The 23,815-nt window shown below is 53.3% G+C and carries 27 protein-coding genes; 26 read left to right on the forward strand and 1 reads right to left on the reverse strand.

Annotated features, from left to right (window positions below; genetic code table 11):
* Positions 1–453: 453 nt before the first annotated feature.
* Complete coding sequence (locus MKX70_RS16630; RefSeq protein ID WP_042237864.1) at positions 454–1,320, reverse strand: YitT family protein; 867 nt, start codon at positions 1,318–1,320, stop codon at positions 454–456.
* Positions 1,321–1,660: 340 nt separating this feature from the next.
* Here MKX70_RS16630 and MKX70_RS16635 point away from each other — a divergent pair, with 340 nt between their 5' ends.
* The 26 genes from MKX70_RS16635 to spo0A all read left to right on the forward strand — a co-directional run bounded on the left by MKX70_RS16635 (position 1,661) and on the right by spo0A (position 23,637).
* On the forward strand, positions 1,661–1,924 hold the full coding sequence (locus MKX70_RS16635) for a YqhV family protein (protein WP_445323668.1): 264 nt from the start codon (positions 1,661–1,663) through the stop codon (positions 1,922–1,924).
* Between the two features lie 82 nt (positions 1,925–2,006).
* Positions 2,007–3,008 (forward strand): stage III sporulation protein AA, encoded by a 1,002-nt coding sequence (gene spoIIIAA, locus MKX70_RS16640; RefSeq protein ID WP_340784435.1) that lies wholly within the window; start codon positions 2,007–2,009, stop codon positions 3,006–3,008.
* On the forward strand, positions 3,001–3,519 hold the full coding sequence (gene spoIIIAB / locus MKX70_RS16645) for a stage III sporulation protein SpoIIIAB (protein WP_042237859.1): 519 nt from the start codon (positions 3,001–3,003) through the stop codon (positions 3,517–3,519). The genes spoIIIAA and spoIIIAB overlap by 8 nt, the downstream gene beginning before the upstream one ends.
* Positions 3,520–3,532: 13 nt before the next feature.
* Positions 3,533–3,736 (forward strand): stage III sporulation protein AC, encoded by a 204-nt coding sequence (gene spoIIIAC / locus MKX70_RS16650; RefSeq protein WP_020426549.1) that lies wholly within the window; start codon positions 3,533–3,535, stop codon positions 3,734–3,736.
* 9 nt (positions 3,737–3,745) lie between these two features.
* Positions 3,746–4,135, forward strand: coding sequence for a stage III sporulation protein AD (spoIIIAD, locus tag MKX70_RS16655; protein ID WP_039295491.1), 390 nt, complete (start codon positions 3,746–3,748; stop codon positions 4,133–4,135).
* Between the two features lie 46 nt (positions 4,136–4,181).
* Entirely contained in the window at positions 4,182–5,435 is a 1,254-nt protein-coding gene (gene spoIIIAE / locus MKX70_RS16660; protein WP_340784440.1) for a stage III sporulation protein AE, read from the forward strand.
* A gap of 73 nt (positions 5,436–5,508) precedes the next feature.
* On the forward strand, positions 5,509–6,312 hold the full coding sequence (locus MKX70_RS16665) for a stage III sporulation protein AF (RefSeq protein WP_340840366.1): 804 nt from the start codon (positions 5,509–5,511) through the stop codon (positions 6,310–6,312).
* A gap of 54 nt (positions 6,313–6,366) precedes the next feature.
* Positions 6,367–7,005, forward strand: a complete 639-nt coding sequence (gene spoIIIAG, locus MKX70_RS16670; protein WP_039295496.1) for a stage III sporulation protein AG — start codon at positions 6,367–6,369, stop codon at positions 7,003–7,005.
* A gap of 78 nt (positions 7,006–7,083) precedes the next feature.
* The gene (locus MKX70_RS16675) at positions 7,084–7,974 is read left to right on the forward strand and encodes a SpoIIIAH-like family protein (protein ID WP_340840368.1); all 891 of its coding nucleotides are present in this window, start codon (positions 7,084–7,086) and stop codon (positions 7,972–7,974) included.
* 271 nt (positions 7,975–8,245) lie between these two features.
* Positions 8,246–8,755, forward strand: coding sequence for an acetyl-CoA carboxylase biotin carboxyl carrier protein (gene accB, locus MKX70_RS16680; RefSeq protein ID WP_042237852.1), 510 nt, complete (start codon positions 8,246–8,248; stop codon positions 8,753–8,755).
* A 56-nt stretch (positions 8,756–8,811) separates the two neighbouring features.
* A complete protein-coding gene (gene accC / locus MKX70_RS16685) occupies positions 8,812–10,155 on the forward strand; it encodes an acetyl-CoA carboxylase biotin carboxylase subunit (RefSeq protein WP_340840369.1) in 1,344 nt (447 codons plus the stop codon).
* 119 nt (positions 10,156–10,274) lie between these two features.
* On the forward strand, positions 10,275–10,691 hold the full coding sequence (locus MKX70_RS16690; protein WP_039295505.1) for an Asp23/Gls24 family envelope stress response protein: 417 nt from the start codon (positions 10,275–10,277) through the stop codon (positions 10,689–10,691).
* Positions 10,692–10,763: 72 nt separating this feature from the next.
* Positions 10,764–11,303: an alkaline shock response membrane anchor protein AmaP gene (gene amaP / locus MKX70_RS16695; RefSeq protein WP_042237850.1), complete on the forward strand. Its 540-nt coding sequence runs from the start codon at positions 10,764–10,766 to the stop codon at positions 11,301–11,303.
* 15 nt (positions 11,304–11,318) lie between these two features.
* Positions 11,319–11,552 carry a DUF2273 domain-containing protein gene (locus MKX70_RS16700; protein WP_042138734.1) on the forward strand — a complete coding sequence of 78 codons (234 nt, stop codon included), beginning with the start codon at positions 11,319–11,321 and terminating at the stop codon, positions 11,550–11,552.
* Between the two features lie 143 nt (positions 11,553–11,695).
* The gene (nusB, locus tag MKX70_RS16705; protein WP_039295510.1) at positions 11,696–12,145 is read left to right on the forward strand and encodes a transcription antitermination factor NusB; all 450 of its coding nucleotides are present in this window, start codon (positions 11,696–11,698) and stop codon (positions 12,143–12,145) included.
* A 31-nt stretch (positions 12,146–12,176) separates the two neighbouring features.
* Positions 12,177–13,034 (forward strand): bifunctional methylenetetrahydrofolate dehydrogenase/methenyltetrahydrofolate cyclohydrolase FolD, encoded by an 858-nt coding sequence (gene folD / locus MKX70_RS16710; protein ID WP_042237848.1) that lies wholly within the window; start codon positions 12,177–12,179, stop codon positions 13,032–13,034.
* A 9-nt stretch (positions 13,035–13,043) separates the two neighbouring features.
* The gene (xseA, locus tag MKX70_RS16715; protein ID WP_340840370.1) at positions 13,044–14,429 is read left to right on the forward strand and encodes an exodeoxyribonuclease VII large subunit; all 1,386 of its coding nucleotides are present in this window, start codon (positions 13,044–13,046) and stop codon (positions 14,427–14,429) included.
* Positions 14,401–14,658, forward strand: coding sequence for an exodeoxyribonuclease VII small subunit (gene xseB / locus MKX70_RS16720; RefSeq protein WP_039300434.1), 258 nt, complete (start codon positions 14,401–14,403; stop codon positions 14,656–14,658). The genes xseA and xseB overlap by 29 nt, the downstream gene beginning before the upstream one ends.
* Complete coding sequence (locus tag MKX70_RS16725) at positions 14,645–15,592, forward strand: polyprenyl synthetase family protein (RefSeq protein ID WP_340840371.1); 948 nt, start codon at positions 14,645–14,647, stop codon at positions 15,590–15,592. The genes xseB and MKX70_RS16725 overlap by 14 nt, the downstream gene beginning before the upstream one ends.
* A 96-nt stretch (positions 15,593–15,688) precedes the next feature.
* On the forward strand, positions 15,689–17,602 hold the full coding sequence (gene dxs, locus MKX70_RS16730) for a 1-deoxy-D-xylulose-5-phosphate synthase (RefSeq protein ID WP_340840372.1): 1,914 nt from the start codon (positions 15,689–15,691) through the stop codon (positions 17,600–17,602).
* A 41-nt stretch (positions 17,603–17,643) separates the two neighbouring features.
* Positions 17,644–18,543, forward strand: coding sequence for a TlyA family RNA methyltransferase (locus tag MKX70_RS16735; RefSeq protein ID WP_340840373.1), 900 nt, complete (start codon positions 17,644–17,646; stop codon positions 18,541–18,543).
* Between the two features lie 124 nt (positions 18,544–18,667).
* A complete protein-coding gene (locus tag MKX70_RS16740) occupies positions 18,668–19,138 on the forward strand; it encodes a hypothetical protein (RefSeq protein WP_052416600.1) in 471 nt (156 codons plus the stop codon).
* A gap of 28 nt (positions 19,139–19,166) precedes the next feature.
* Entirely contained in the window at positions 19,167–19,616 is a 450-nt protein-coding gene (gene ahrC, locus MKX70_RS16745) for a transcriptional regulator AhrC/ArgR (RefSeq protein ID WP_039300423.1), read from the forward strand.
* 56 nt (positions 19,617–19,672) lie between these two features.
* The gene (recN, locus tag MKX70_RS16750) at positions 19,673–21,400 is read left to right on the forward strand and encodes a DNA repair protein RecN (protein WP_340840374.1); all 1,728 of its coding nucleotides are present in this window, start codon (positions 19,673–19,675) and stop codon (positions 21,398–21,400) included.
* Between the two features lie 114 nt (positions 21,401–21,514).
* Entirely contained in the window at positions 21,515–22,648 is a 1,134-nt protein-coding gene (gene spoIVB / locus MKX70_RS16755; RefSeq protein WP_042237836.1) for a SpoIVB peptidase, read from the forward strand.
* 170 nt (positions 22,649–22,818) lie between these two features.
* Positions 22,819–23,637: a sporulation transcription factor Spo0A gene (spo0A, locus tag MKX70_RS16760; RefSeq protein WP_042237835.1), complete on the forward strand. Its 819-nt coding sequence runs from the start codon at positions 22,819–22,821 to the stop codon at positions 23,635–23,637.
* The last annotated feature ends 178 nt before the right edge of the window (positions 23,638–23,815 follow it).

Genomic DNA, 23,815 nt, shown 5'->3' on the forward strand with positions numbered 1-23,815 from the left:
GTGGCAGGTGAACCCTAAATTGAGTTGGGACTTGAGCGAAAAACCGGATACATTGTGTATGCGAAAAACCGAATACATGTGCCTGTGATTGGGTAGATGAGCCAAATGTATGCGGAAAACCGAATGTAATGTGCCTGGGATAGGGTAGGCGGGCCGAATGTATGCGAAAAACCGAATACATGTGCCTGTGATTGGGTAGATGAGCCAAATGTATGCGGAAAACCGAATACATTGTGCTGACGTGGATGTAAAGCGGATAATGTATAAGACAAAGAGACAAAGATCTATTAGAACCAACAATCATTAGTCAAAAAGAGTGCTGTTCCCTGCGCGAGCGGAGAGCAGCACTCTTTTTGTATAGTAAATGTGGCTAGCAACGGTATAGGCGGTATGCTTAAAATGTTCGCATCTCTTTTCGCTGGTTTTAATTGCACATTATACAACTATCCTCGTTTAACTCAATCGTCTGAACCGGCCCATAATCTCCACTGTCTCCAGCACGTTGACGAAGGATTTCGGATCGGTCTCAAGAATCGTCTTGCGCAGGTCAGCCAGCTCGTAGCGGGTCGTTACCGTCATCAGCATCGTATTACCCTCATGGCTGTATCCGCCCTCCGCATTCACGACGGTGATGCCGTGAGGCAGACAGGTCAGGCGGTTCAGCATCTTCTCCCGCTCCTTCGTAACGATGAAGCAGGTCAGCTTGACATGGCGGATATGGATCATATCGACCACACGGCTTTTGACGAAAATACATAGCATCGCGTACAGCGCCGAATCCCAGCTTCTGAAGAAGCCCAGGCTTAGAATGACCAGACCGTCCATCACGAACAGCACAGTACCCATCGGAATATCCCGCTTGCGCGTAATGATGGAGCCCAGAATATCGAATCCCCCGGAAGAGCCTCCCGCCCGCAGCGAGAAGCCGACACCGCCGGCAATGATCACACCGCCAAAAATACTGGCCAGAATCGGGTCCTTCGTCAGCTTGACCAGCGGAATCACATTCAGAAACCATGTGGTCGATACGACGGACAGCAGGCTATAACAGATGTATTTCTTTCCCACGGCTACGAAACCCCAGATCAGGATCGGCAGGTTAATGGCGAAATAATACAGCGAGATGTACTTCGGATTCGTTACATAACCGATGATGGAGGCCGTTCCGGCTACGCCGCCGCTGAGCAGCTGATGCGGAATCAGGAACAGCCTGAGCCCGCTCGCTAACAATAGTGCCGAGAATATAATGATGGCTACTTCTTTGACCTGTCTGGCTACTGTTCCCGATACGAGCGGTACTACGAAATTACGAACTTGCATGACTGTGATCCCCTCTTTTTCCGATGTCTTTATCTGTATTTCTGCGGCGCTCGAACCCACTCCAGAAGCGTTTAGGAAGGCTTAGTTTCTCCAGCGGCCTGCCCTTCTATTTTCCAGAGCTCCATTTTTTTGCACGCGCAAAATTAATTTTATCATACCGATGATATTTTTTTATAGAGGAGAGCACTATGATTTCTTTCACATCTGCTTAAATCTCTGCTAGCTTCCTGCATTTCTTCTTGTCTAAAGTGGACCTCTTCTGCATATCCATGGATAACAGCTTGTTTATTCGCAGCGGATTCTTTGGTATCCATAGATTTGTACAAGGGAGTTGAACAGATTGGACAAGTATGTGAGCTGGATGGCGGGACTTCGGCTGCTGTCAGGCAGTGTGGAGATTGCTGCTGCACTGATTATGCTGAGGCTGAACCAGGTGGATAAGGCGCTCGCGGTTAATTCCGGGCTGGCACTGGTCGGCCCGACAATCCTGATTCTGACCACAGCAATCGGCCTGACGGGGATGGCCCAGCAGCTGTCGTGGGGCAAGCTCGGCTGGATCGGCTGCGGTGTGGCCTTTCTCTTAATCGGCATTCTGAAGAAATGATAGATGATAGTCATAAAGTACAAGTACAAGCATAAATATGGAATAAAGCTATTAAGTAGAGGACAACTTGGGGGTACTTTGTATGGCAAATGATTGGCTTCTATTGTTTCCCGAAAAAGTAAGAGCGCTGCTCGGCGGCCTCCCCGCTGCGCTCCTGGACAAGGTGGAGGAAGTGCGCGTCCGTGAAGGACGGCCGCTAGAGATTAATTACTCCGGCAAATATCATTTTGTCGGCGTGAACGGCAGTCTGACACAGCTTCCCGTTGAAGCCTACAAGCCGGACCGGGAGGATACGCACCGGCTGCTGGACCTGATCAGCAATCATTCGCTGTATACGATGGAAGAGGAGCTGCGCAAGGGCTTCATCACGATTCCCGGCGGGCACCGGATCGGCTTATCCGGCCGGACGGTCTTAAGCGGCGGGGGGGTTGAGCATCTCCGCGATATTACCGGCTTCAATGTGCGGATTGCCCGCGAAGTGCACGGGCTGGCAGACGGCGTGCTGCCTTATCTGCTGGACCGGGGACGGCAGCGCATTATGCATACGCTGATCCTCTCGCCGCCGCAGCATGGCAAGACCACGCTGCTGCGTGACCTCGCCAGGCAGATCTCGTCCGGAGGGCAGGGCGGACGCGAGGGCAGCCGCCCCGGCCTTAAGGTCGGCATCGTCGATGAACGCTCCGAGATCGCCGGCAGCCGCCGCGGGATTCCAGCCTTCGATGTCGGCCCGCGCACGGACATCCTGGATGGCTGTCCCAAAGCGGAAGGCATGATGATGATGATCCGCTCACTTTCACCCGATGTGCTGATTGCCGATGAGATCGGCCGCCTGGAGGATGCGGATGCAGTAACCGAGGCGCTGCACGCCGGCATCTCGGTAGTCGCTTCCGCCCATGGCAAGGAAGTGTCCGAGCTGGCCCGCCGGCCCGGCCTTGGCGGTCTGCTGGAGCACCGGATGTTCGAGCGGTACGTAATCCTGCACCGTTCGGAGGTTGGCCTGTCCTTCCGCATCCTGGACGCCCAGAAGCGCGGGCTGCTGCTGATCTCTCCAGAAGAGCGGATAGGCGGTGACCGGCATGCTTAAGCTGCTCGGGGCAGTGCTCATCGTGCTTGCGGGCACGCTGGCCGGCTTCAAGCGGGCTGCCCAGTATGCTGAGCGGCCCCGGCATATCAGAGGCCTGATCGCAGCGTTGCAGCGGCTGGAGACGGAGATCCAGTATGGCTATACCCCGCTGCCGGAGGCGCTGCGCCGGATCGGGATGCAGAGCAAGGAGCCGCTGAGAGCATTCTTCCTCACGGCAGCGGAAGAGATGAGCCCGCCGCATAACTACAGCGCCGAGGAAGCTGTGCAGCGGTCCATGGAGATTCACTGGAGCAGCGCCTCCCTGAAAGGAACAGAGAAGGAAATTTTCCGGCAGCTCAGCTGCACACTCGGAACCAGTGACAGATCGAATCAGAGCACGCATATTGCACTGGCTCTGCAGCAATTGAAGCAGGAAGAGACAGCGGCCAGAGAAGATCAGGGCAAATATGAAAAGGTGAGCAAAAGCCTGGGTCTGCTGCTTGGAGCATTGATCGTCATTTTGATCTTTTAGCGAGGTGCCAGGAATGAATATTGAAGTTAACGCGATCTTTCAGATTGCCGGCATCGGCATCATTATCGCCATGATCCACACGGTGCTTAAGCAGATGGGCAAAGAGGACATCGCCCATTGGGTAACGATTGTCGGTTTTATCATCGTGCTGTTCATGGTGATCCGCATGCTGGACGGACTGCTTCAGGAAATCAAAACGATCTTTCTTTTTCAATAGGCTGGGGTTATGGAAATCATTCAAGTAGTGGGAATAGGGATTCTGTCGACCGTCCTCATCCTTGTCCTGAAGGAACAAAAGCCGATGTTCGCTTTTCTGCTGACTACTGCGGCAGGCATACTGATTTTTCTGTTTCTGATCGGCAAGATCGGAACGATTCTTGGCACGCTGGAGCGGGTGGCAGAATCCTCCGGGATGGAAATGATCTACATCAAAACCGTGTTTAAAATCATCGGCATTTCGTATATCGCGGAGTTCGGGGCACAGATCGTGCGCGATGCCGGACAGGAATCGATCGCTTCCAAAATCGAGCTGGCCGGCAAAGTGCTGATCATGGTGCTGGCCGTACCGATTATCAGCATCATTATTGAAACGGTGATGAAGCTGCTGCCTGCTTGAGATTCAGAAGGAGTAGCGGAAGGCCACAGGAAAGCGGGGTGAGGGTATGCAGGAGCGCAGTATTTTTCGTCCGCCAAAATTAAACAGGCTGCTCGTTCTGCTCCCCTGTCTGCTGCTTCTGCTGTGTGCAGGAACCGCTTATGCAGCTCCGGCTTCTCAAGCGCAGACACAGACGCAAACGGGAGGCAGCGGAGGGTCCTCATCCCCTGTAGACCAGTGGGTGAAGGGGCAGGTCGAGAACCTTCCGACAGACGGGGTGGAGACGTACTGGGATCAGCTGATGAAGGACTACGGGGGATTCTTCCCGGAAGGCAAAACGCCTTCGCTGATGGATATGCTGCTGCCCGGAGAAGACGGTTTAAGCTTCAAAAGCGTATTGTCCGGCTTGACCCGCTTCATGTGGCATGAGGTGCTCTACAACGGCAAGCTGCTGGTTACGATTGTGATGATCAGCGTGCTGAGTATGATTCTGGAGACGCTGCAGACCGCTTTTGAACGGAAATCCGTCAGTAAAATCGCTTATATGCTCTGTTACATGGTGGTACTGGTCATAGCCGTGAACAGCTTCAACATCTCGATGGGCTACGCCAAGGATGCCATTGACCGGATGATCGATTTCATGATGGCGATGATTCCGCTGCTATTCGCGTTGCTGGCTTCAATGGGCAATATCGTAACGGTGTCAGTGACCCATCCGCTGATCGTGTTCATGATCCACACGGTGGGCACGATGATTCATACCATAGTGTTCCCGCTGCTGTTCTTCTCGGCGGTGCTGCATCTGGTGAGTGCGATGTCGGAGAAATACAAGCTGACCCAATTGGCCAACCTGCTGCGCAATATAGGGGCCGGATTGCTCGGAGTACTGCTTACCGTCTTTCTCGGGGTAATCTCGGTCAGAGGAATCACCAGCTCGGTCACTGATGGAGTAACCATCCGCGCCGCCAAATATATCACAGGCAATTTCGTGCCGGTTATCGGCAAAATGTTCGCTGATGCCACTGATACCGTAATCTCGGCATCACTGCTGGTGAAGAACGCTATCGGGCTCTCGGGGGTCATCATCATCCTCTTCCTCTGCGCCTTCCCGGCGATCAAAATCCTGGTGCTGGCCCTGATCTACAACGTAGCCGCCGCCGTTATGCAGCCGCTGGGTGAAACGCCCATTGTGACCTGCCTGCAGACGATCGGTAAAAGCATGATCTACGTATTCGCCGCGCTGGCTGCCGTATCGCTGATGTTCTTCCTGGCCGTCACCATCATGCTGACTGCCGGGAATGTTACCGTAATGATGCGGTGAGGCGAATAACATCCTGGTCCGTTTGTATGAGGTATGAGGCTGGTTGTGTGAAGAAACTTTCAGGAGGTGTGCCATGAGCTGGCTCAGCGGATGGCTCCATGAACTGATTCTGGTGGTGCTGATGGCCGCGTTTGTCGAGATGCTGCTGCCCAGCAAATCCATGGAACGTTATGCCAGACTGGTGCTCAGTCTGCTGGTTCTGCTGACCATGCTGAGTCCGATCGTCTCTATGCTAAAGGGTGACGCCAGCAAGGAGCTTAGTCTGGCCATGGAGCAGCAGGAGCGGAGCGGCGGGCTGCTCTCAGGTGCAGGAGACGGCGCGGACTCGCTGGAGAAGATTCTGGCGGACGGGCGGATGCTGGCAGAGGGCGCGCGCGATCAGAGCCTGAAGCTTGCCGCCGAAGAAATAGCAGGGCAGATGCGCGATCAGATTGCCGGCAGCACCGGCATCCGCGGCGCAAATGTTACGGTGACGCTGGGCATGGGGCCGAATCCGAGTGCGCCTCTGGGCGAAGAGGTGCCGGTGATCTCCTCGGTCACGGTAGATATACCAGTGTCGGGAGCGGTTGCTGCAAGCGGCATACCGGGTTCAGCAGAGGGCTCACAGCCTGCTGCAAGCCCGGCATCCGAACCGATACTGATTACCCCTGTAGAACCGGTCCAGGTCAGCCTGGACAAGGACGGGACGGCAAGTGAAGGTTCTGGAGCCGCAACGGGTGTTTCGCAGCCTTCAGCCACAGGAAATGGGGCGCAGGAGGAACAGGCAGCAGCGGTTGTAGAGGCCGAATCGGTCAAAAGGCTGCTCGAGCAGAACTGGAACCTGGACCCGGATTCGATACATGTGCTGAGCGGCGGCACCAGCGCCGTGAAATCATAAGACAGTGACCAGGGAAATCAAGGCAGAATGCCATAAACAGAAGGAGGGAAATCAATGGCCAATTGGCTGAAAAAGCTTGAGCAGTGGGCCGGCGGCGGAAGCGGCAACCCGAAGAGGAGTCATACTTTCCGCTGGCTGATCATTATTGGCTTGCTGGGCGTTGCTATCATGCTGTTCAACTCCTTCGTGAATGTGAAGAAGCTGGACAGTGAGAATACGGGACGTGAACCACCCGTAAGTGAGACCTCTCAGGCGGTCCTGCAGCAGGAGGCGGTGCAACCCAATTCTTTTGACAGCATCGAGCTGGCGATGGAGAACCGGACGAAGGAGATTCTGGAGAAAATCGTCGGGGTCGGGACGGTTGACATTATGGTCACCGTGGATTCCACAGAGGAAATAGTCGTGCAGCGCAATATGAATGATTCGCAGGCGCAGAGTGAGGAAACCGATGCCAGCGGTGGTAAACGCCATACCACACAATACACCAGGGACGGCGAAATCGTAACCTACAGCCAGTCCGGTGACGAGACCCCGATTATCACCAAACGGATCAAACCCCAGGTGCGCGGTGTGCTGGTTGTCGCCAAAGGGGCAGAGAATAAAGTGGTGCGTAACCTGATCGAGCAGGCTGTCGAGAAAGGGCTGAACGTGCCGAGCTACCGGATCTCCGTCGTTCCGCGCAAGCAGGAATAGGCGTTCAGCTTACAAGCCAGACATACGCAAGCGAATTCGTAGAGGCATATTTAATAAAACTTTTAGGAGGAATCACAAATGAAGGGCAAAAGACAAACGATTTGGCTGGTTTCGATGCTCAGTTTAATGGTGGTGCTCTCGGCTTATTATCTGTTCACGGAGGACACAGGTGCTTCCATTCCTAAAGAAACTGCAGGCAGCATTCAGGTGGACACCGTGAAGGATGGGACGGGCGGCGGGACAGCTACTACGCTTGACAGCGGGCTCGTGATCAACGAAGTAACAACTGATGATTCCGTTACTGCCGATGCGGGAACCCAGACAGAGGACAGCAAAACTGCTGCTGTAACTGAGGATGCCGACAAAGCTGTTGCAGACGATACCGCAGCCGCTGCCGTGACGGATGATACCGCAACTGCAGCAGTAACAGATGACAGCAGCTCAGCAGCTAACAGTTCCAACGCTGACAAGGAAACGGCCGCAGCAGATACAGCGGGCAAGACAGACAAACCGGCTGCAAGTGCCGACAAATCAGCAGCAGCTTCCACAGATAAGACTCCGGCCAAGGATGATGCGGCTATTCTGGATGAAGTAGCTTCAGAGAGCGTGTCGGCCAGCAGCATGTTCACGAACTACCTGTATGAACGCGAGCAGCAGAATCTTAAGGACCACAATGATCTGCTGGCCCTGATTAATGACATGGATAAGACACCTGCGGAGAACGCGGTTGCCCAGGAACAACTCAGCAAGCTGGAGGAAAAAGAATCAAAGATCACCGGAATTGAGGAACAGCTCCAGCAGAAATACGGAGAAGCTATTGTGAAAGAGGAAGCCGGAGATGCGTACACGATCGTAGTGCTCAGCGATAAGCTGGATGTGAAGCAGGCCGTGGGCATCGTTGACCTTGTAATGAAAGAACTGAGTGTGTCCCAGGACAAGATTAAAGTCCAATACGTATCGGAGCAGTAAGCCCCCCTGAATTAATTGAAAGAAAATAGAATAAAATGCCGAAAGAGTCCGGGCACGTCCCGGGCTCTTTCCATTTCTAGCGTTTGTGATATAATACATAAAGTTATCTTGAAATATAAGAAGAATACGCAGGCAGCGGTTATCCTGAAAGCGATTCTAAAGAACCGCAAGCAGGCCGAATCACAGGTTACCCGGGAAGAACGGAATATCGTACCCTGCTTATCTGCGTCCAAAATGGCTTTGAGAGAAAGCTGAAGGAGTGAACTACCCAATGTTCAAGTTAAGCGAGATTAAGGAATTAATTAAATTGCTGGACCAGACCTCTTCCGTACATGAGCTGGAGATTGAAAGCGAAGGTATGAAGCTGGCTATCCGCAAACCGGATCGCCCTGAAGCTGATGGAACAGCAATCCAGGCGACTCCTTATGCCTACCCCTTTACGCCAGCATCGCAGCCGCAAAGTCCGCAGCATGTTGCTCCTCCGGTTGTCAGTGAAGTTCCTGCTGTAACGCAGCAGCAATCACCCTCCGCTGAAGGCGCATTACATAAAATCGTCTCTCCGATGGTAGGGACCTTCTATAGTGCTGCTTCTCCGGAAACACCGTCCTTTGTAAGTGTGGGAGACCGGGTTCATGAGAAATCAACGGTCTGTATCATTGAAGCCATGAAGCTGATGAATGAGCTGGAAGCGGAAGTGAAAGGCGAAATCGTCTCCGTCCTGGCCGAGAACGGCCAGTTAGTGGAATACGGCCAGCCGCTGTTTCTGGTGAGAGCGGAATAATTGCCGCGAGAATCATGAGGAGCCTGCAAGCTTCGCTAAACTTTGGGAGGAAAAGCATGAACATTCAAAAAGTGTTGATTGCCAACCGCGGCGAAATCGCGGTCCGCATTATCAGGGCCTGCCGTGAACTGGGCATTTCCACCGTAGCAGTCTATTCGGAGCCGGACCGGGATTCACTGCATGTCCGTCTGGCTGATGAAGCGTACTGTATTGGTCCGATGCCCGCCAAGGACAGCTATCTGAACTTTACCAATATTATGAGCGTAGCCACGCTCACGGACTGCGATGCCATTCATCCCGGCTACGGCTTCCTGGCCGAGAATGCGGATTTCGCGGAGATTTGTGAATCCTGCAATATTACATTTATTGGCCCTTCTCCGGATGCGATCACACGGATGGGTGACAAGGCTGTAGCCAAAGAAACCATGAAGCTGGCCGGAGTTCCGATTATTCCGGGCTCTGACGGGCTTGTTGGCGACATCGAGGAAGCGGTTATGCTGGGCCGTGATATTGGTTATCCGATCATCGTCAAGGCCACAGCAGGCGGTGGAGGCAAAGGCATCCGCATCGCCGAGGACGAAGCATCACTGGTGAAGCAGATTACGGCTGCCCAGCAGGAAGCGCAGAAGGCTTTCGGCAACGCTGGTGTGTATCTTGAGAAATTCCTGACCGGCATGAAGCATGTGGAGATTCAGATTATCGCCGATAACCATGGCAATGTAGTCCATCTGGGCGAACGGGACTGCTCCGTGCAGCGCCGCCGCCAGAAGCTGATTGAAGAAGCGCCTTGCTCTGTACTTACGCCGGAGGTCCGTGATGCGATGGGCCAAGCGGCTGTACGGGCTGCTCAGGCAGTTAATTACTCGGGAGCGGGTACACTTGAATTCCTGCTGGGGCCGGACGGACAGTTCTACTTCATGGAGATGAACACGCGTATCCAGGTTGAGCATCCGGTAACGGAGATGGTCACCGGCGTGGATCTGATCAAGGAAATGATCTCTGTGGCGGAAGGCAACCCCTTGTCCTTCACCCAGGAGGATATTGTGATCAACGGCTGGTCAATCGAATGCCGCATTAACGCTGAGGACCCTGAACGTAATTTCATGCCGTCTCCGGGCAAAATCGGCTTCTACCTGCCGCCGGGCGGTCTTGGAGTGCGGGTGGACAGCGCGGCTTATCCGGGCTACACCATTTCACCTTTTTATGACTCGATGATCGCCAAACTGATCGTCTGGGCGCCGACGCGCTATGAAGCCATTGCCAAGATGAAACGGGCTTTATCCGAATTCGCTGTGGAAGGCATACATACAACCATACCTTTCCATCAGAGATTGCTGGAGCATCCGGTATTTTTGGACGGGAGTTTCGATATCAAATTCCTGGAAGAGTATGAAATTTAGGACGACTTCTCATTGTTTGTCATAAAGTTCGTCAAATGATATAGTATGTTTAATAAGAGACGTGCTGCCTGCTTGAAATGTCCGAATAACTTTTTTACTGGAAAGGTGTGAAGTCCAAAATGAGTACATTGCCCACAGAATACGAACGTACGGAAATTGGTGAGATCCAGATTGCTCCCGAAGTGATCGAGGTTATCGCAGGTTTGGCAACCGTAGAGGTTAAAGGCGTGGCCGGAATGAGCGGCGGTTTCGCCGGAGGAATCGTGGAGCTTCTCGGACGCAAGAACTTGTCTAAGGGCGTTAAGGTTGAAGTTGGACAACGCGAAGCTGCAGTGGATGTATCCGTAATCATTGAGTACGGCAACCGTCTTCCTGAAGTGGCTGCTGAAATTCAGCGCAACGTTAAACGTTCCATCGAAACCATGACCGGTCTGACTGTTGTAGAAGTGAATGTGCATATCCATGATGTGCAGTTCAGAAACGCCACAAGTGTTGACAAAAGCGAAGATACAGATGCGGTTATCCGCGTGAAGTAAGAGCCTTTGTTCTTCCATAAACCCCCGACGTACGTCGAGGGTTTACCTTAATTTAAGGAGGTTATGTGACTCGTGGCCAAAATTCTGGACAGGCTTCTGCTGTTCCTTTACAGCTTAAGTATCGGAATACTATCTGTAATTGCCATCCTCCTCTTGAGCGGCGTCATTCCGGACACGTTTGAGATTCCTGACGGGCCGGGGGCCTATATCGCTGCGATTACAGCTGCGGTTATTCTTTTCCTGCTGAGCATCCGTTTCTTCTACATCTCTCTGCGCCGCGACCGTGCTTCCCTGCCGTCCGTTGATCAGCGTACAGAGTATGGGGACATTCAGATCTCCATGGAAACCATCGAGAACCTCAGCCTCAAGGCTGCAGGCAAAGTGAAGGGCATCCGTGATCTGAAGTCGCGAATCCGCGTCTCGCAGGCCGGACTTGAAATTATGATCCGTGCAGTTGTGGACGGCGAGCATTCCCTGCCTCTGCTTACTACGGAGGTGCAGCGCCAGGTGCATGATTTCGTCCAGGAAACAACCGGAATTCCGGTAGCGGATGTATCTGTATATATTGCTAACCTCACACAGTCACCAAGCTTCAAAAGTCGAGTGGAATAGAGGTGAGTTTCCCTTATGTCTTGGAGAGAAGTATGGGAAAGTCACGGGGGTAGAATTGCCGGAGTTACCTTCGGGGTCGTTCTCGGTTTGATTTATCTGATTAGCGGTTTTTGGGATATGCTGTTCTTTGCACTGGTAGTGTTCATCGGATATACGCTTGGCAAAAGAAAGGATACCGCGCAGGCTCCCCTGTTTCAGTGGCAGGAGCTCGTGAGCCGGCTGTCCGGACGCTGGCGTCCCTTCAAATGAACCGCGATAGTCTTTCTCCCGGAAGCCTGGAACCCGTTACTTTGAGTTGCTGACCTGCGGAAGAACGGCTGCGCGGTTTTTTGGTAAGAAGATTTAAGAAATTCAAATACAAAGTATGCTAGTTAAGACTGTAGGAGGAACAAATGAAAAGACGTTTAGCGAGAGAAATTATTGTCCAGAGCCTGTACCAGATGGAAATGAATGATGTGGAAGTTACCGAGGCTGTAGAAATGCTGATTGAGGAAGCTGCAGATGAGAACGAAACCGAACGCGTCATCACTGACGAGACCGAGCTGAAGGCTTATGTGATCGCCCATGTTAACGGCGTGTGGGAGCACAAAATGGCCATCGACGATATGCTGGAGCATTACCTCAAAGGCTGGCAGATGAGCCGTCTGTCCCGTGTTGACCGTCAGATTCTGCGTCTGGCCACGTTCGAGATGATCTTTGCCAGCGATGTGCCGGCCAAGGTAGCTGTCAATGAGGCGATTGATCTGGCCAAGCATTTCGGCACCGATGATTCCGGTAAATTCGTTAACGGCGTACTCGGCAAGATGATTCAGGATGTAGATACGCTTAGAGCGGATCTGTAATCGTTAAATAGACAAAAGGGGAGAGACTTACATGACAGCAGCGATTATCAGCGGTAAACAGGTATCGGACGAAATTCGGATCAGCATTGCCCGGGAGGTTGCAGAGCTTACGGAACGTGGCGTTAAGCCCGGTCTTGCTGTCGTTCTGGTCGGTGAAGATCCGGCTTCTCAGGTCTATGTGCGCAACAAAGAGAAATCATGTATTGAGCTGGGCTTCCATTCCGAGGTTCACCGGCTGGATGCGGCAACCAGCCAGGAGGAGCTGCTGGCACTGGTGGCTGATCTGAACGGCCGTGATGATATTGACGGCATTCTCGTGCAATTGCCGCTTCCGAAGCATATTGAAGAGAAGGCAGTCATTAATGCCATCTCCGTGGAGAAGGATGTTGACGGGTTCCATCCGGTCAATGTAGGGAATCTGGTGATCGGTGATGACAGTCTGCTCCCTTGCACTCCTGCGGGTGTCATCGAATTGATCAAACGGACAGGTACTGATATTTCCGGCAAGCATGCTGTGGTTATCGGCCGCAGCAATATTGTCGGCAAGCCGGTGTCCCTGTTGCTGCAGCGTGAGAATGCCACGGTAACCATGTGCCATTCACGCACCGCGAACATGGCTGAACTCAGCCGCCAGGCGGATATTCTGGTTGTTGCCATCGGCCGGGCTAACTTCATCGATGCTTCCTTCGTGAAGCCTGGCGCCGTTGTTATTGATGTCGGAATGAACCGCCTGGATACCGGCAAGCTTGCCGGTGATGTTGATTACGAGAGTGCCCGTGAAGTCGCCGGGTTTATTACGCCTGTGCCGGGCGGAGTAGGGCCGATGACGATCACCATGCTGATGAGCAACACGCTGATCGCGGCCAAACGCCGCCACGGCCTGAAGTAGGCTAAGCTTATGGCGGCAGAGCGGCAAGTCTACTCCATAAAGGAACTTAACAAGTATATCCGCATGAAGCTGGATTCGGATGTAGTGCTCTCCGATGTATGGATCCGCGGTGAAATATCGAATTTCACCCACCACGGAAGCGGGCATATGTATTTCACGCTGAAGGATGAGAGCAGCCGGATCAAGGCGATCATGTTTGCTTCACATAATTCGCGGCTGCCTTTTGTACCGAAGGAAGGCACCAAGGTCATTGCCAGAGGCAACGTGACGGTCTATGAACGGGACGGGCAGTATCAATTCTACGCCACCCACATGCAGCCGGACGGAATCGGCAGCCTGTATCTGGCTTACGAACAGCTGAAGAGTAAGCTGGAGCAGGAGGGGCTGTTCGCAGCGGCGCGCAAGCGTCCGCTGCCGCGGTTCCCGCGCGTGATCGGTGTAGTTACCTCGCCGACAGGAGCGGCGGTGCGGGATATTATCATCACCCTGCAGCGCCGTTATCCGCAGGTGGCGGTAGTGCTCTATCCTGTACTTGTACAGGGTAAAGGCGCCGGCCCTTCCGTTGTGAAGGCCATCGAGAACCTGAACGCCATGGGCGAGGCCGATGTGCTGATCGTAGGGCGCGGCGGCGGCTCCCTGGAGGAGCTCTGGGCCTTCAATGAAGAGGCCGTCGCCCGCGCGATTGCGGCCTCCAGGATTCCGGTCATCTCGGCTGTCGGCCACGAGACCGACTTCACGATCGCCGACTTCGCCGCCGATCTCCGTGCGGCAACCCCTACGGCGGCAGCGGAGCTTGCCGTGCCGAGCGCAGCCGAGCTCGCCGGGCAGCTGCGCACCGCCCAGCAGCGGCTGCGCCAAGGGCTGCTGCGCCGCTCCCAGCGCAGCGGCGAGCGCCTCGCGGCGCTGCAGCGCTCGCTGGCGCTGGCCGGCCCGCGCCGGCAGCTGGCACAGCACGCGCAGCGGCTGGACATGCTGCGCGCGGCCCTGGTCCGCGCAGCCGAGGCAAGGCACAGCCGCGCTCAGGGGCGCAGTGCGCTGCTGCATCAGAGCCTGCAGCGCTTCCATCCGCAAGGCAGCATCAGCGCTGCCCGCCGGCGCACGGATAGCCTTACCCGTGAGCTGACGGGGGCGATGCAGGCGCGCTTCCAGGATAAGCGCGCGCGCTATGTGGCTGAGCTGCGCCATCTGGATGCGCTCAGCCCGCTCAAGGTGATGTCACGGGGCTACAGCCTCGTGTACGATGAGAAGGAAGAGCATTTAATCAAATCGCTGAAGGAAGTTGAAGTAGGCGATAAGGTGAACATAAAGCTTAATGACGGACAGCTAAACTGCCAGGTATGGGGAATGAAGGAGGATGTTGAAACGAATGGCAAAGGAAGCGGAACTGGATTTTGAGGGAGCCATGGAGCGCCTGGAGGGAATCGTACGCGAGCTTGAGCATGGCGACGTTCCCCTGGAGAAGGCGATTGATTTATTCCAGCAGGGAATGAAGCTGTCGCAGCTCTGCGGCAGTAAGCTGGAGCAGGTAGAGCGCAAGATCGAGATGATTACGGTAGAGGATGGCGAGCTGCGCAAGAAGCCATTCGGAGCCCGGCTGGAAGGCGATGGCGATGAGTCGTTCTGAGCTGGAACCGGGCAGCAGTGAAGCGGAAGCACACGGGCGCGCACCGCTTGAGCAGTATATTGCAGAGGTGGGACACTGGGTTGCCGATGCACTGACGGCAACCCTGCCTGCGCAGTGGACTGTGCCTCAGGTGCTCAGGGAGGCGATGGACTATTCGCTGCAGGCCGGAGGCAAACGCCTGCGCCCGCTGCTGGTCATCGCCGCCTGTGAAGCGCTTGGCGGCAGCCGTGAGGCTGCGCTGCCCGTAGCGGCAGCGATTGAAATGGTGCATACCTATTCATTGATTCATGATGATCTGCCAGTCATGGATAATGACGACTACCGGCGCGGGAAGCTCACGAACCACAAGGTCTTCGGGGAAGCTGCGGCGATTCTGGCCGGGGATGCACTGCTGACGCATGCATTCTATAGCGTGGTACAAGCTTCGCGTAAATTTGGCGTTCCGGCAGAGAATGTGCTGTCCATCGTTGAGGATCTGGCCGAAATGGCCGGTCCGCGCGGAATGGTCGGCGGGCAGGTTGCCGATATGGAAGGCGAGCAGGGCTTAACCGATCTGCATCAGCTTCAATATATCCATCTTCATAAGACAGGCGATCTGATGATCTTCTCGCTGCTGGCAGGAGGCAGAATCGCCGGTGCGGATGAGCGTCAGCTGGAAGCGCTTCGCCAGTTCGGAACGCAGATTGGTCTGGCTTTTCAGATTCAGGATGATATCCTTGATCTGGTCGGCGATGAGAGCAAGCTGGGCAAAAAAACCGGCAGTGATATCAAGCAGCAAAAGGTGACCTATCCCTACTTCATCGGCCTGGAAGCCTCGCGTGAAGAGGTGAAGCGGCTGACCGCTGAAGCACACAGCGCGGTCCTTGAGGGCGGATTTCAGGATCATACCCGGCTGCTTGAAATTGCGGATTATTTGATGTCACGCGATCATTAGGTACATTTCGGAAACGGCTGTGTTTCGACAGCCGTTTCGTTTGTGTTATAATGGGGTTTATATATTTTACAACATCTAGGAAAGCGGGGAATACTCGTGCTGCTTCCACAAATAAATGATCCTCAGCAACTTAAATCTTTGTCAGTCGAGGAGCTGGCAGCCCTTGCGGAAGAAATCCGCCGGTTTTTAATAGACAAACTTACAGTAACCGGAGGGCATCTCGGATCCAACCTGGGGGTAGTGGAGCTCACGCTGGCCCTGCATTACTGCTATGACAGTCCCCGGGACAAGATGATATATGACGTCGGTCATCAGGCGTATGTACACAAGATACTGACTGGCCGCCAGGACCGGTTTGATACACTGCGCAAGCAGGGCGGCTTATGCGGCTTTGTGAAGCGTTCGGAGAGCGAGCATGATGTCTGGGAAGCCGGACACAGCAGTACCTCTTTGTCTGCCGCAATGGGAATGGCTATGGCCCGGGATTTGAAGGGCGAGGACAATAGGGTCATCGCTGTGATTGGCGACGGTGCGCTAACCGGGGGAATGGCCTTTGAGGCGCTGAACCATATTGGACATGAACGCCGCAAGCTGATGGTGATCCTCAATGACAATGAGATGTCTATCGCACCGAATGTAGGAGCCATGCATAATTATTTGAGCAAAATCCGCTCGGACCGCCATTATCTGCGTGCGAAGGATGAAGTGGAAGGTCTGCTCAAGAAGATCCCGGCGATTGGCGGGCGGCTGGCCAAGACGGCGCAGAATGTGAAGGACGGTCTGAAGAACATGCTCGTTCCCGGTGTTCTGTTCGAAGAGCTTGGATTCACGTATCTGGGACCCGTGGATGGTCATGATCTGGAGAAAATGATCGACACCTTCCATCAGGCAGATAATGTGTCTGGTCCTGTGTTGGTACATGTGCTGACGACGAAGGGCAAAGGCTACAAACCGGCCGAAACGGACTTCTATAAATCACATGCGATCTCACCCTACAAAATTGAATCCGGCCAGTCCCTTAAGGCTGTGAAGGCTGTCAGCCACCCCATGTATACTGAAGTATTCGGGGAGACGCTGATTGAGCTAGGCCGGCAGGATTCAAGACTGATTGCGGTCACACCGGCAATGCCGGGCGGCTCGGGCCTGTTCCCGTTCGCCAAGGAATTCCCGGACCGGATGATCGATGTCGGTATTGCTGAGCAGCATGCGGCCACACTGTGCGCCGCTCTGGCCATGGAGGGGATGAAACCGGTCTATGCCGTCTACTCCACTTTTATGCAGCGTGCCTATGACCAGATTGTCCATGATATCTGCAGACATAACGCCAATGTAATGTTTGCGATCGACCGCGCCGGTTTTGTCGGTGCGGACGGGGAGACCCATCAAGGGGTATATGATATAGCGTTCATGCGGCACATCCCGAATATAGTGCTTATGATGCCTAAGGATGAGAATGAGCTGCGCCATATGATGAAGACGGCATTGGAATACAATGACGGACCAATCGCTTACCGTTATCCGCGGATTGAGGGCACCGGGGCGGCTGTAGATGCCGAACTGCATTGTCTGTCTATCGGCTCCTGGGAGCGTCTGCGTCCGGGAGATGACTACGCAGTGCTGGCCTGCGGCCCTATGGTTCAGTTAGCCGAGGAGGCAGCTGAGCTGCTGAAGCGTGAAGGCATTCAGGTTAGCGTAGTGAACGCCAGGTTCCTGAAGCCGCTTGATAATACCATGCTGCTTGAACTGGCTCATGCCGGAACCAGCATGGTTGTGCTTGAAGAAGCCAGCCAGGCAGGCAGCCTTGGCAGCGCTGTGCTCGAATTCTATGCGGAACATGAGATTTATGATGCACGTGTCCACTTGATGGGCGTGCCGGACATCTTCGTTGAGCATGGCTCCATCAAGGAGCAGCGCCAGGAAACCGGCCTCACCGTTGAAGCCTTATGTGCGCGGATCAAGGCGATGCAGGCATTGAGCACTTATACCTACAAGTCGACTTCCAATTCCTGAGTACAGGGTGGAAGCCGGACCCAAGTGACCAGGAGATGAACATGGAACACCCTAAGGAACGTATAGATGTACTGTTAGTAGAGCAAGGCTTCTACGACAGCCGTGAGAAGGCCAAGGCAGCAATCATGGCGGGTCTTGTGCTGGCGAATGAAGAACGGATTGAGAAGCCGGGAATGAAGGTGCTGCGCAGCTCTGTCTTAAGAGTCAAAGGAGCTGTGCATCCCTACGTCAGCCGGGGCGGCCTGAAGCTGGAGAAGGCGCTGCGGCAGTTCGGCATTGACCTGAACGGAAGGAATATGCTGGATATCGGCTCTTCTACAGGAGGCTTCACCGATTGTGCGCTCCAGAACGGGGCAGCACATGTGTATGCTATTGATGTCGGCCATAACCAGCTGGACTGGAGCCTGCGCAACGACGAGCGGGTAACTGTAATGGAGCAGACCAACTTCCGCTACATGACCCCGCCAGACCTGAAGGGGCCGGTACCTGACTTTGCCAGTATTGATGTGTCCTTTATCTCGCTGAAGATTATTCTGCCGCCGTTGATGGCGCTCCTGAACCGACCGTCCGATATCGCTGCGCTGATCAAGCCGCAGTTCGAGGCCGGACGTGAAAAGGTTGGGAAATCCGGTGTAGTCCGCGAATCCGCCGTTCACAAAGAGGTGCTAGTTAATGTGCTGTCTATGGCGGCCGAGCTGGGCTATAAGCTGGAAGGGCTGACCTTCTCTCCAATTACCGGAGGGGAAGGTAATATTGAATTTCTGGCCCACTGGAAGCTACTGCCTGAAACTGTGGACAACTCTCCGGATGAACAGCACGAACAGCAGCTTTTCCCGGCTGAAGTACAGCCGAATCCTTTCGCCGCGCTTGCCGAATCCGTCATCAAGGAAGCGAATGCAACCTTTAGCGCTACGAACAATGGAAACTCATCTAAACGATGAGTTTCTTTTGCTGCAATAATAACGAATGAAATGATCTGCCGGTTCTGCTTGCAATAAACCAGTTGTTCCCTACAAGCAGGATTTCGCCTGCCCTCACGCGAATAGATTCACCGAGGTGATGGGAGTGGCGAGCTCTGACAAGGCCGTTGTGGCACTCATTGGACTGGCGGCGGCAATCTTTATCATTTACCGGATCTACATCTGGCTCCAAGGCTCCCCAAGATCGTTCATGAAGGACCGGGTGCCGATCAATACCATTATTCAGCCTCATCCTTCCATCGGACTATTAGAGGATGCCGGTTACGAGGTCATTGGCGGCAAGCTGAAGATTCCTTTGTCCTTTCAAGTGAACGGGGCACCGATGTACAGCAGGCTGTTCATTGATTATGTGGCCAGCAAAGATGAGGAGCATTTCTATCTGGTTATTCTGTCCCGGCCGCGCAAAGGGCTTGAGTTCACCGGCAGCGGACTTCGCGACACCTTGCTTCCTTATCTGCTGATCTATCCGGATTGCAGCGGTGTGCTGTACGTGGATACGGTGAATTCAGCAATTCATGTAATTAAGTTAGGCAAAGACGATGGTGAATCCAATTGAGATCAACTTATAAATACGGGAGGCAACAATGAAGGGACACAGGCACATCAAAATAAGAGAAATTATTACGCAGAGGGAGATCGAGACCCAGGATGACCTGGTTGAGGCTCTGCGTGAATCCGGATTTCAGGTTACCCAGGCTACAGTATCACGGGATATAAAGGAACTGCTGCTGATTAAGGTACCGATGGATGACGGGCGCTACAAATACTCCCTGCCGACTGACCAGCGCTATAATCCGACCCAGAAGCTTAAGCGGGTGCTGGTGGATAATTTTGTGCAGATCGATTTCTCCGCCAACCTTGTGGTCATGAAATGTCTTCCGGGAACAGCCAATTCTGTGGCTGCACTGATTGATAATATTGACTGGCCGCAAATTATGGGCACCATCTCGGGCGATGACACCATTCTGATTATCTGCCGCCAGCCGGAGGACAGCAAAGGCGTTATTGCACAAATTATGGGCTACATCTCATAACTCTATCACACGTTTAGACTTAAATAATCGATCATCTTTTCGGAGGTGCTGTATTCGTGTTAGACACGTTATCAATCCGCAATCTGGCCGTCGTTGAGGCGGTGGATGTGCATTTTTATCCCGGCTTTCATGTTCTTACAGGGGAGACGGGGGCAGGGAAATCGATTATTATCGATGCGCTAGCACTCATTGCCGGGGGCCGCGGTTCTGCGGACTCTATCCGGTATGGGTGTGAAAAGGCAGAAATGGAAGCGCTTTTCAGCTTGCCTGGAACCCACCCGGTCTGGGATACGCTGGAACGTCTTGGCATTGGAGCAGAACGCGAAGAGCATCTGGTGATCCGCCGGGAGATTACCGCTCAAGGCAAAAGCACTTCGCGGGTGAACGGCCAGATGGTCAATCTCAGCATGCTGCGGGAAATCGGTGAACAGCTGGTTAACATCCACGGGCAGCATGAGCATCAGAACCTGCTGAAGGCAGAACGTCATCTGGGGCTGCTGGATACTTACGGCGAAGCTGTGATTGGCCCGCTTAAATCTGACTACCAGGAGAAATATACGGCCTTCGCCAAAGTGGAAAAAGAACTCCGGGAACTTCAGGAATCCAGTCAAAAAGCGTATCAAATGCTTGATTTGTACCGTTTTCAGCTAGAGGAAATTTCTGCTGCTGGACTAAAACCGGGAGAAGATGAATTACTTAACGAAGAAAGGGTCAAACTATCCCACAGTGAGAAAATGATGGATTCAGTATCCGGCGCATACGAGCTGCTGTATGACAGGCAAGGGCTTGAATCCATCGGGAGTGTCATCTCCAAGCTGGAGGATGCGATCCGTTATGACGAGAAGGGCCTGAGAGCTGTATTCGAGCAGCTGCAGTCGTCGTATTATCAGCTGGAGGATGCGGCCTTTCAATTACGTGACTACCGTGAAGAGATCGAATTCAACCCGGCGCGGCTGGAGGAAATTGAGAACCGTCTGGATCTGATCACAGGGCTGCGGCGCAAATACGGGGATAGTGTTGAGCAGATTCTGGATTATTATGAGCAGATTCACCGGGAGACCGATCTTCTGGAGAATAAGGACGAATACATTGAGAAATTGACGGCCAAACGCGATGGCCTGCTCGGCACTTTAATGAAAGCTGCCGGAGCACTTAGCGCGGCACGCCGCCAGTGTGCTACGGATCTCGCTTCGCAAGTGGAAGGTGAGCTGAAGGATCTGCAGATGGAGCGGACTTCGCTTCAGGTCAAAATGGATACACTTGAAGACCCGCGTGGTATTGAGTATCAGGACCGCCGTTACCGTCTGACCCGGCAGGGGATCGACAGCGCGGAGTTCATGATCTCCCCGAACCCGGGCGAGCCCCTGCGGCCGCTGGGCAAAATCGCTTCCGGCGGTGAGCTGTCGCGGATCATGCTGGCGATGAAGAGCATTTTTGCCCGGCATGATGCCATTCCTGTCCTGATCTTCGATGAAGTGGATACCGGTGTCAGCGGGCGCGCGGCTCAATCCATTGCGGATAAATTATACAAGCTGTCCTCCACCTGTCAGGTGTTCTCCATTACTCACTTGCCGCAGGTGGCCTGTATGGCGGATCATCAATATCTGATTGTCAAAAAAGTCGAAGACGGACGCACGATGACCGAAGTGGACTCCCTCTCGGCAGAGGGCCGGGTCCTTGAGCTGGCCCGTATGCTGGGTGGTGTGGAAATTACCGAAAAAACATTGCATCACGCACAGGAAATGCTCGGTTTGGCCGAGGCCAGCAAAGCTGCTGCTGGGTAAGCGGGACAATGATTGACAGTAATAAAAGCCTGGGGGCAAGGTTATCTTATAGGTACGCAATTGGCGACCACCTTTTTCGTCAAGCGAAAGAAGCAAAAGGGAGCGTGACAGCCATTGAAGCCGAACCTCAGGAAGTTAATGCCCGGTCTTTTATTTGCCTTCTTTCTCAGCTTAACAGGCATAACGGGACCTCAACAGAGCTTTGCAGCACCGCTGGAACATCAGCCGCATAAAGCGGTTCAGGGGAATGACAATGAGCTTAGAGTCATCCCGGGAGGTCAGACGATTGGTGTGAAAGTGAAGTCAGCAGGGGTTCTGGTCGTGGGCCATCATCTGATTGAAGTATCGGAGCAGTCCAAGATTTCACCCGGCGAGAACAGCGGACTGATGCCTGGTGATCTGATGATCTCCATTAATGGAGTCAAGCTGGATGAGGTATCCAAGGTAGCAAAGCTTGTGGAACGTGCCGGTAAAAGCAATGATTCCTTAAGTATTGTGTACAAACGCAGCGGCAAAGAGCACAAAGCTCAGCTAAAACCCGCGTATGACCGCAATGACAAGGTATGGAGACTGGGGCTCTACATCCGCGATTCCGCAGCAGGTGTGGGTACCCTGACTTTCTATGCTCCGAAACAAGGCGTATACGGTGCTCTGGGGCATGTCATTACCGACATGAACACCGGTACACCGATCGTTGTCGGCAGCGGCCATATCGTCCAGTCCAGTGTCACCTCCATTTCCAAAAGCCAGGATGGCGATCCTGGGGAGAAACGGGCTCATTTTCTGAAGGAAAGCCAGGTTCTTGGTAATGTGGAGAGCAATACGGATTTCGGAATCTTCGGCAAAATGACCCGTAATCCAGAGCACAGCCTGTACCAGGAACCGATACCCGTTGCAATGAGCGCAGAAGTGAAGGAAGGCCCGGCACAGATTCTTACAGTAGTCGATGGTCAGCAGGTGGAACGTTTCAATGTGGAGATCATTCATGTGGCACGCCAGCAGACTCCGGCGACCAAAGGAATGGTGCTGCGCATCACCGATTCCCGTCTGATTGATAAGACCGGCGGGATTGTTCAGGGGATGAGCGGCAGCCCGATTGTCCAGAATGGCCGGCTGATCGGTGCAGTGACCCATGTATTCGTCAATGATCCCAAGTCGGGTTACGGCTGCTTCATCGAATGGATGCTTCGTGACTCCGGTGTGGTGCAACAAGAGAATTTGCTTCCCTACAATCTTAAGGCGGTTTAGCCTTAAGATTTTTTGTCGAAGGCCAACGAGAAACATCGAATCGTGAAACAAAATATTTAATTATAAATCAACGCTGAAAAAAAATAAAGAAAAATAATTTTCGACAGAAGGATATTCAATCTTCATGTCGAAAACTTAAGGGAGAGAAGATAATAAGGAGGAAGTAGCCAATGCAGAATATTGAAGTGTTGTTGGCCGATGATAACAGGGAGTTCACTAACTTGCTTGCCGAATACATTACCGAACAGGAAGATATGACCGTGACAGGCATTGCCTATAATGGTGAAGAAGTGCTTCAAATGCTGAGCGGAGCACGCAAAATTCCCGATGTCCTTATTCTTGATATCATTATGCCGCATCTGGACGGCCTCGGCGTTCTGGAACGCCTGCGCGATATGGATCTGAACCCCCAGCCGAAGATCATCATGCTGACCGCTTTCGGCCAGGAGAACATCACCCAAAGAGCGGTTCAGCTCGGAGCATCTTATTATATTTTGAAGCCTTTCGATATGGAGGTTCTGGCGAACCGTGTGCGTCAGCTTGTGGGTGCCCAAGGCAGCATGAGTACTTCTGCCAGCATGTCCGGCTATTCGAGTTCCAGATCTTCCAGTAATGTGGTACCTTTGTCCAAAGGAAAGAATCTGGATGCCAATATTACATCGATCATTCATGAAATCGGCGTACCTGCGCATATTAAAGGTTATCAGTACCTGCGTGAAGCTATTACCATGGTCTACAACAATATCGAGATTCTGGGTGCTATCACCAAGACACTCTACCCTGCCATTGCCGAGAAATTCAAGACAACGCCTTCACGTGTGGAGCGCGCCATCCGCCATGCGATCGAAGTCGCCTGGACCCGTGGCAACATCGACAGCATCTCCCTCCTGTTCGGCTATACCATTAATATCTCCAAATCCAAGCCAACTAACTCAGAATTTATTGCCATGGTAGCCGACAAGCTGCGCATTGAGCATAAGGTGTCTTGAAGGGGTAAGGATGATTAAAGGAACAGGGGTTACAGGGGATTGGAAACAGCATCCAGCCAGAACAATTATGGCTACTAATATCCGAAAAAGCTGTTTTCATACCAACTAACTTCTAAATGAAAACTCAACTAATACCACTTATTTATTGGTTCCCAAAAACCATTAGAGGAGTGGTATT

The sequence above is a fragment of the Paenibacillus sp. FSL R7-0312 genome, assembly GCF_038004445.1.
GTDB lineage: Bacteria > Bacillota > Bacilli > Paenibacillales > Paenibacillaceae > Paenibacillus_AQ.

What these genes read in the sequence shown, in the direction of transcription:
- MKX70_RS16630 (WP_042237864.1), bottom strand. Translation starts at nt 1,320, where the DNA reads ATGCAAGTTCGTAATTTCGTAGTACCGCTCGTATCGGGAACAGTAGCC.
- spoIIIAA (WP_340784435.1), top strand. Translation starts at nt 2,007, where the DNA reads ATGGCAAATGATTGGCTTCTATTGTTTCCCGAAAAAGTAAGAGCGCTG.
- spoIIIAB (WP_042237859.1), top strand. Translation starts at nt 3,001, where the DNA reads ATGCTTAAGCTGCTCGGGGCAGTGCTCATCGTGCTTGCGGGCACGCTG.
- spoIIIAC (WP_020426549.1), top strand. Translation starts at nt 3,533, where the DNA reads ATGAATATTGAAGTTAACGCGATCTTTCAGATTGCCGGCATCGGCATC.
- spoIIIAD (WP_039295491.1), top strand. Translation starts at nt 3,746, where the DNA reads ATGGAAATCATTCAAGTAGTGGGAATAGGGATTCTGTCGACCGTCCTC.
- spoIIIAE (WP_340784440.1), top strand. Translation starts at nt 4,182, where the DNA reads ATGCAGGAGCGCAGTATTTTTCGTCCGCCAAAATTAAACAGGCTGCTC.
- MKX70_RS16665 (WP_340840366.1), top strand. Translation starts at nt 5,509, where the DNA reads ATGAGCTGGCTCAGCGGATGGCTCCATGAACTGATTCTGGTGGTGCTG.
- spoIIIAG (WP_039295496.1), top strand. Translation starts at nt 6,367, where the DNA reads ATGGCCAATTGGCTGAAAAAGCTTGAGCAGTGGGCCGGCGGCGGAAGC.
- MKX70_RS16675 (WP_340840368.1), top strand. Translation starts at nt 7,084, where the DNA reads ATGAAGGGCAAAAGACAAACGATTTGGCTGGTTTCGATGCTCAGTTTA.
- accB (WP_042237852.1), top strand. Translation starts at nt 8,246, where the DNA reads ATGTTCAAGTTAAGCGAGATTAAGGAATTAATTAAATTGCTGGACCAG.
- accC (WP_340840369.1), top strand. Translation starts at nt 8,812, where the DNA reads ATGAACATTCAAAAAGTGTTGATTGCCAACCGCGGCGAAATCGCGGTC.
- MKX70_RS16690 (WP_039295505.1), top strand. Translation starts at nt 10,275, where the DNA reads ATGAGTACATTGCCCACAGAATACGAACGTACGGAAATTGGTGAGATC.
- MKX70_RS16700 (WP_042138734.1), top strand. Translation starts at nt 11,319, where the DNA reads ATGTCTTGGAGAGAAGTATGGGAAAGTCACGGGGGTAGAATTGCCGGA.
- nusB (WP_039295510.1), top strand. Translation starts at nt 11,696, where the DNA reads ATGAAAAGACGTTTAGCGAGAGAAATTATTGTCCAGAGCCTGTACCAG.
- folD (WP_042237848.1), top strand. Translation starts at nt 12,177, where the DNA reads ATGACAGCAGCGATTATCAGCGGTAAACAGGTATCGGACGAAATTCGG.
- xseA (WP_340840370.1), top strand. Translation starts at nt 13,044, where the DNA reads ATGGCGGCAGAGCGGCAAGTCTACTCCATAAAGGAACTTAACAAGTAT.
- xseB (WP_039300434.1), top strand. Translation starts at nt 14,401, where the DNA reads ATGGCAAAGGAAGCGGAACTGGATTTTGAGGGAGCCATGGAGCGCCTG.
- MKX70_RS16725 (WP_340840371.1), top strand. Translation starts at nt 14,645, where the DNA reads ATGAGTCGTTCTGAGCTGGAACCGGGCAGCAGTGAAGCGGAAGCACAC.
- MKX70_RS16735 (WP_340840373.1), top strand. Translation starts at nt 17,644, where the DNA reads ATGGAACACCCTAAGGAACGTATAGATGTACTGTTAGTAGAGCAAGGC.
- ahrC (WP_039300423.1), top strand. Translation starts at nt 19,167, where the DNA reads ATGAAGGGACACAGGCACATCAAAATAAGAGAAATTATTACGCAGAGG.
- spo0A (WP_042237835.1), top strand. Translation starts at nt 22,819, where the DNA reads ATGCAGAATATTGAAGTGTTGTTGGCCGATGATAACAGGGAGTTCACT.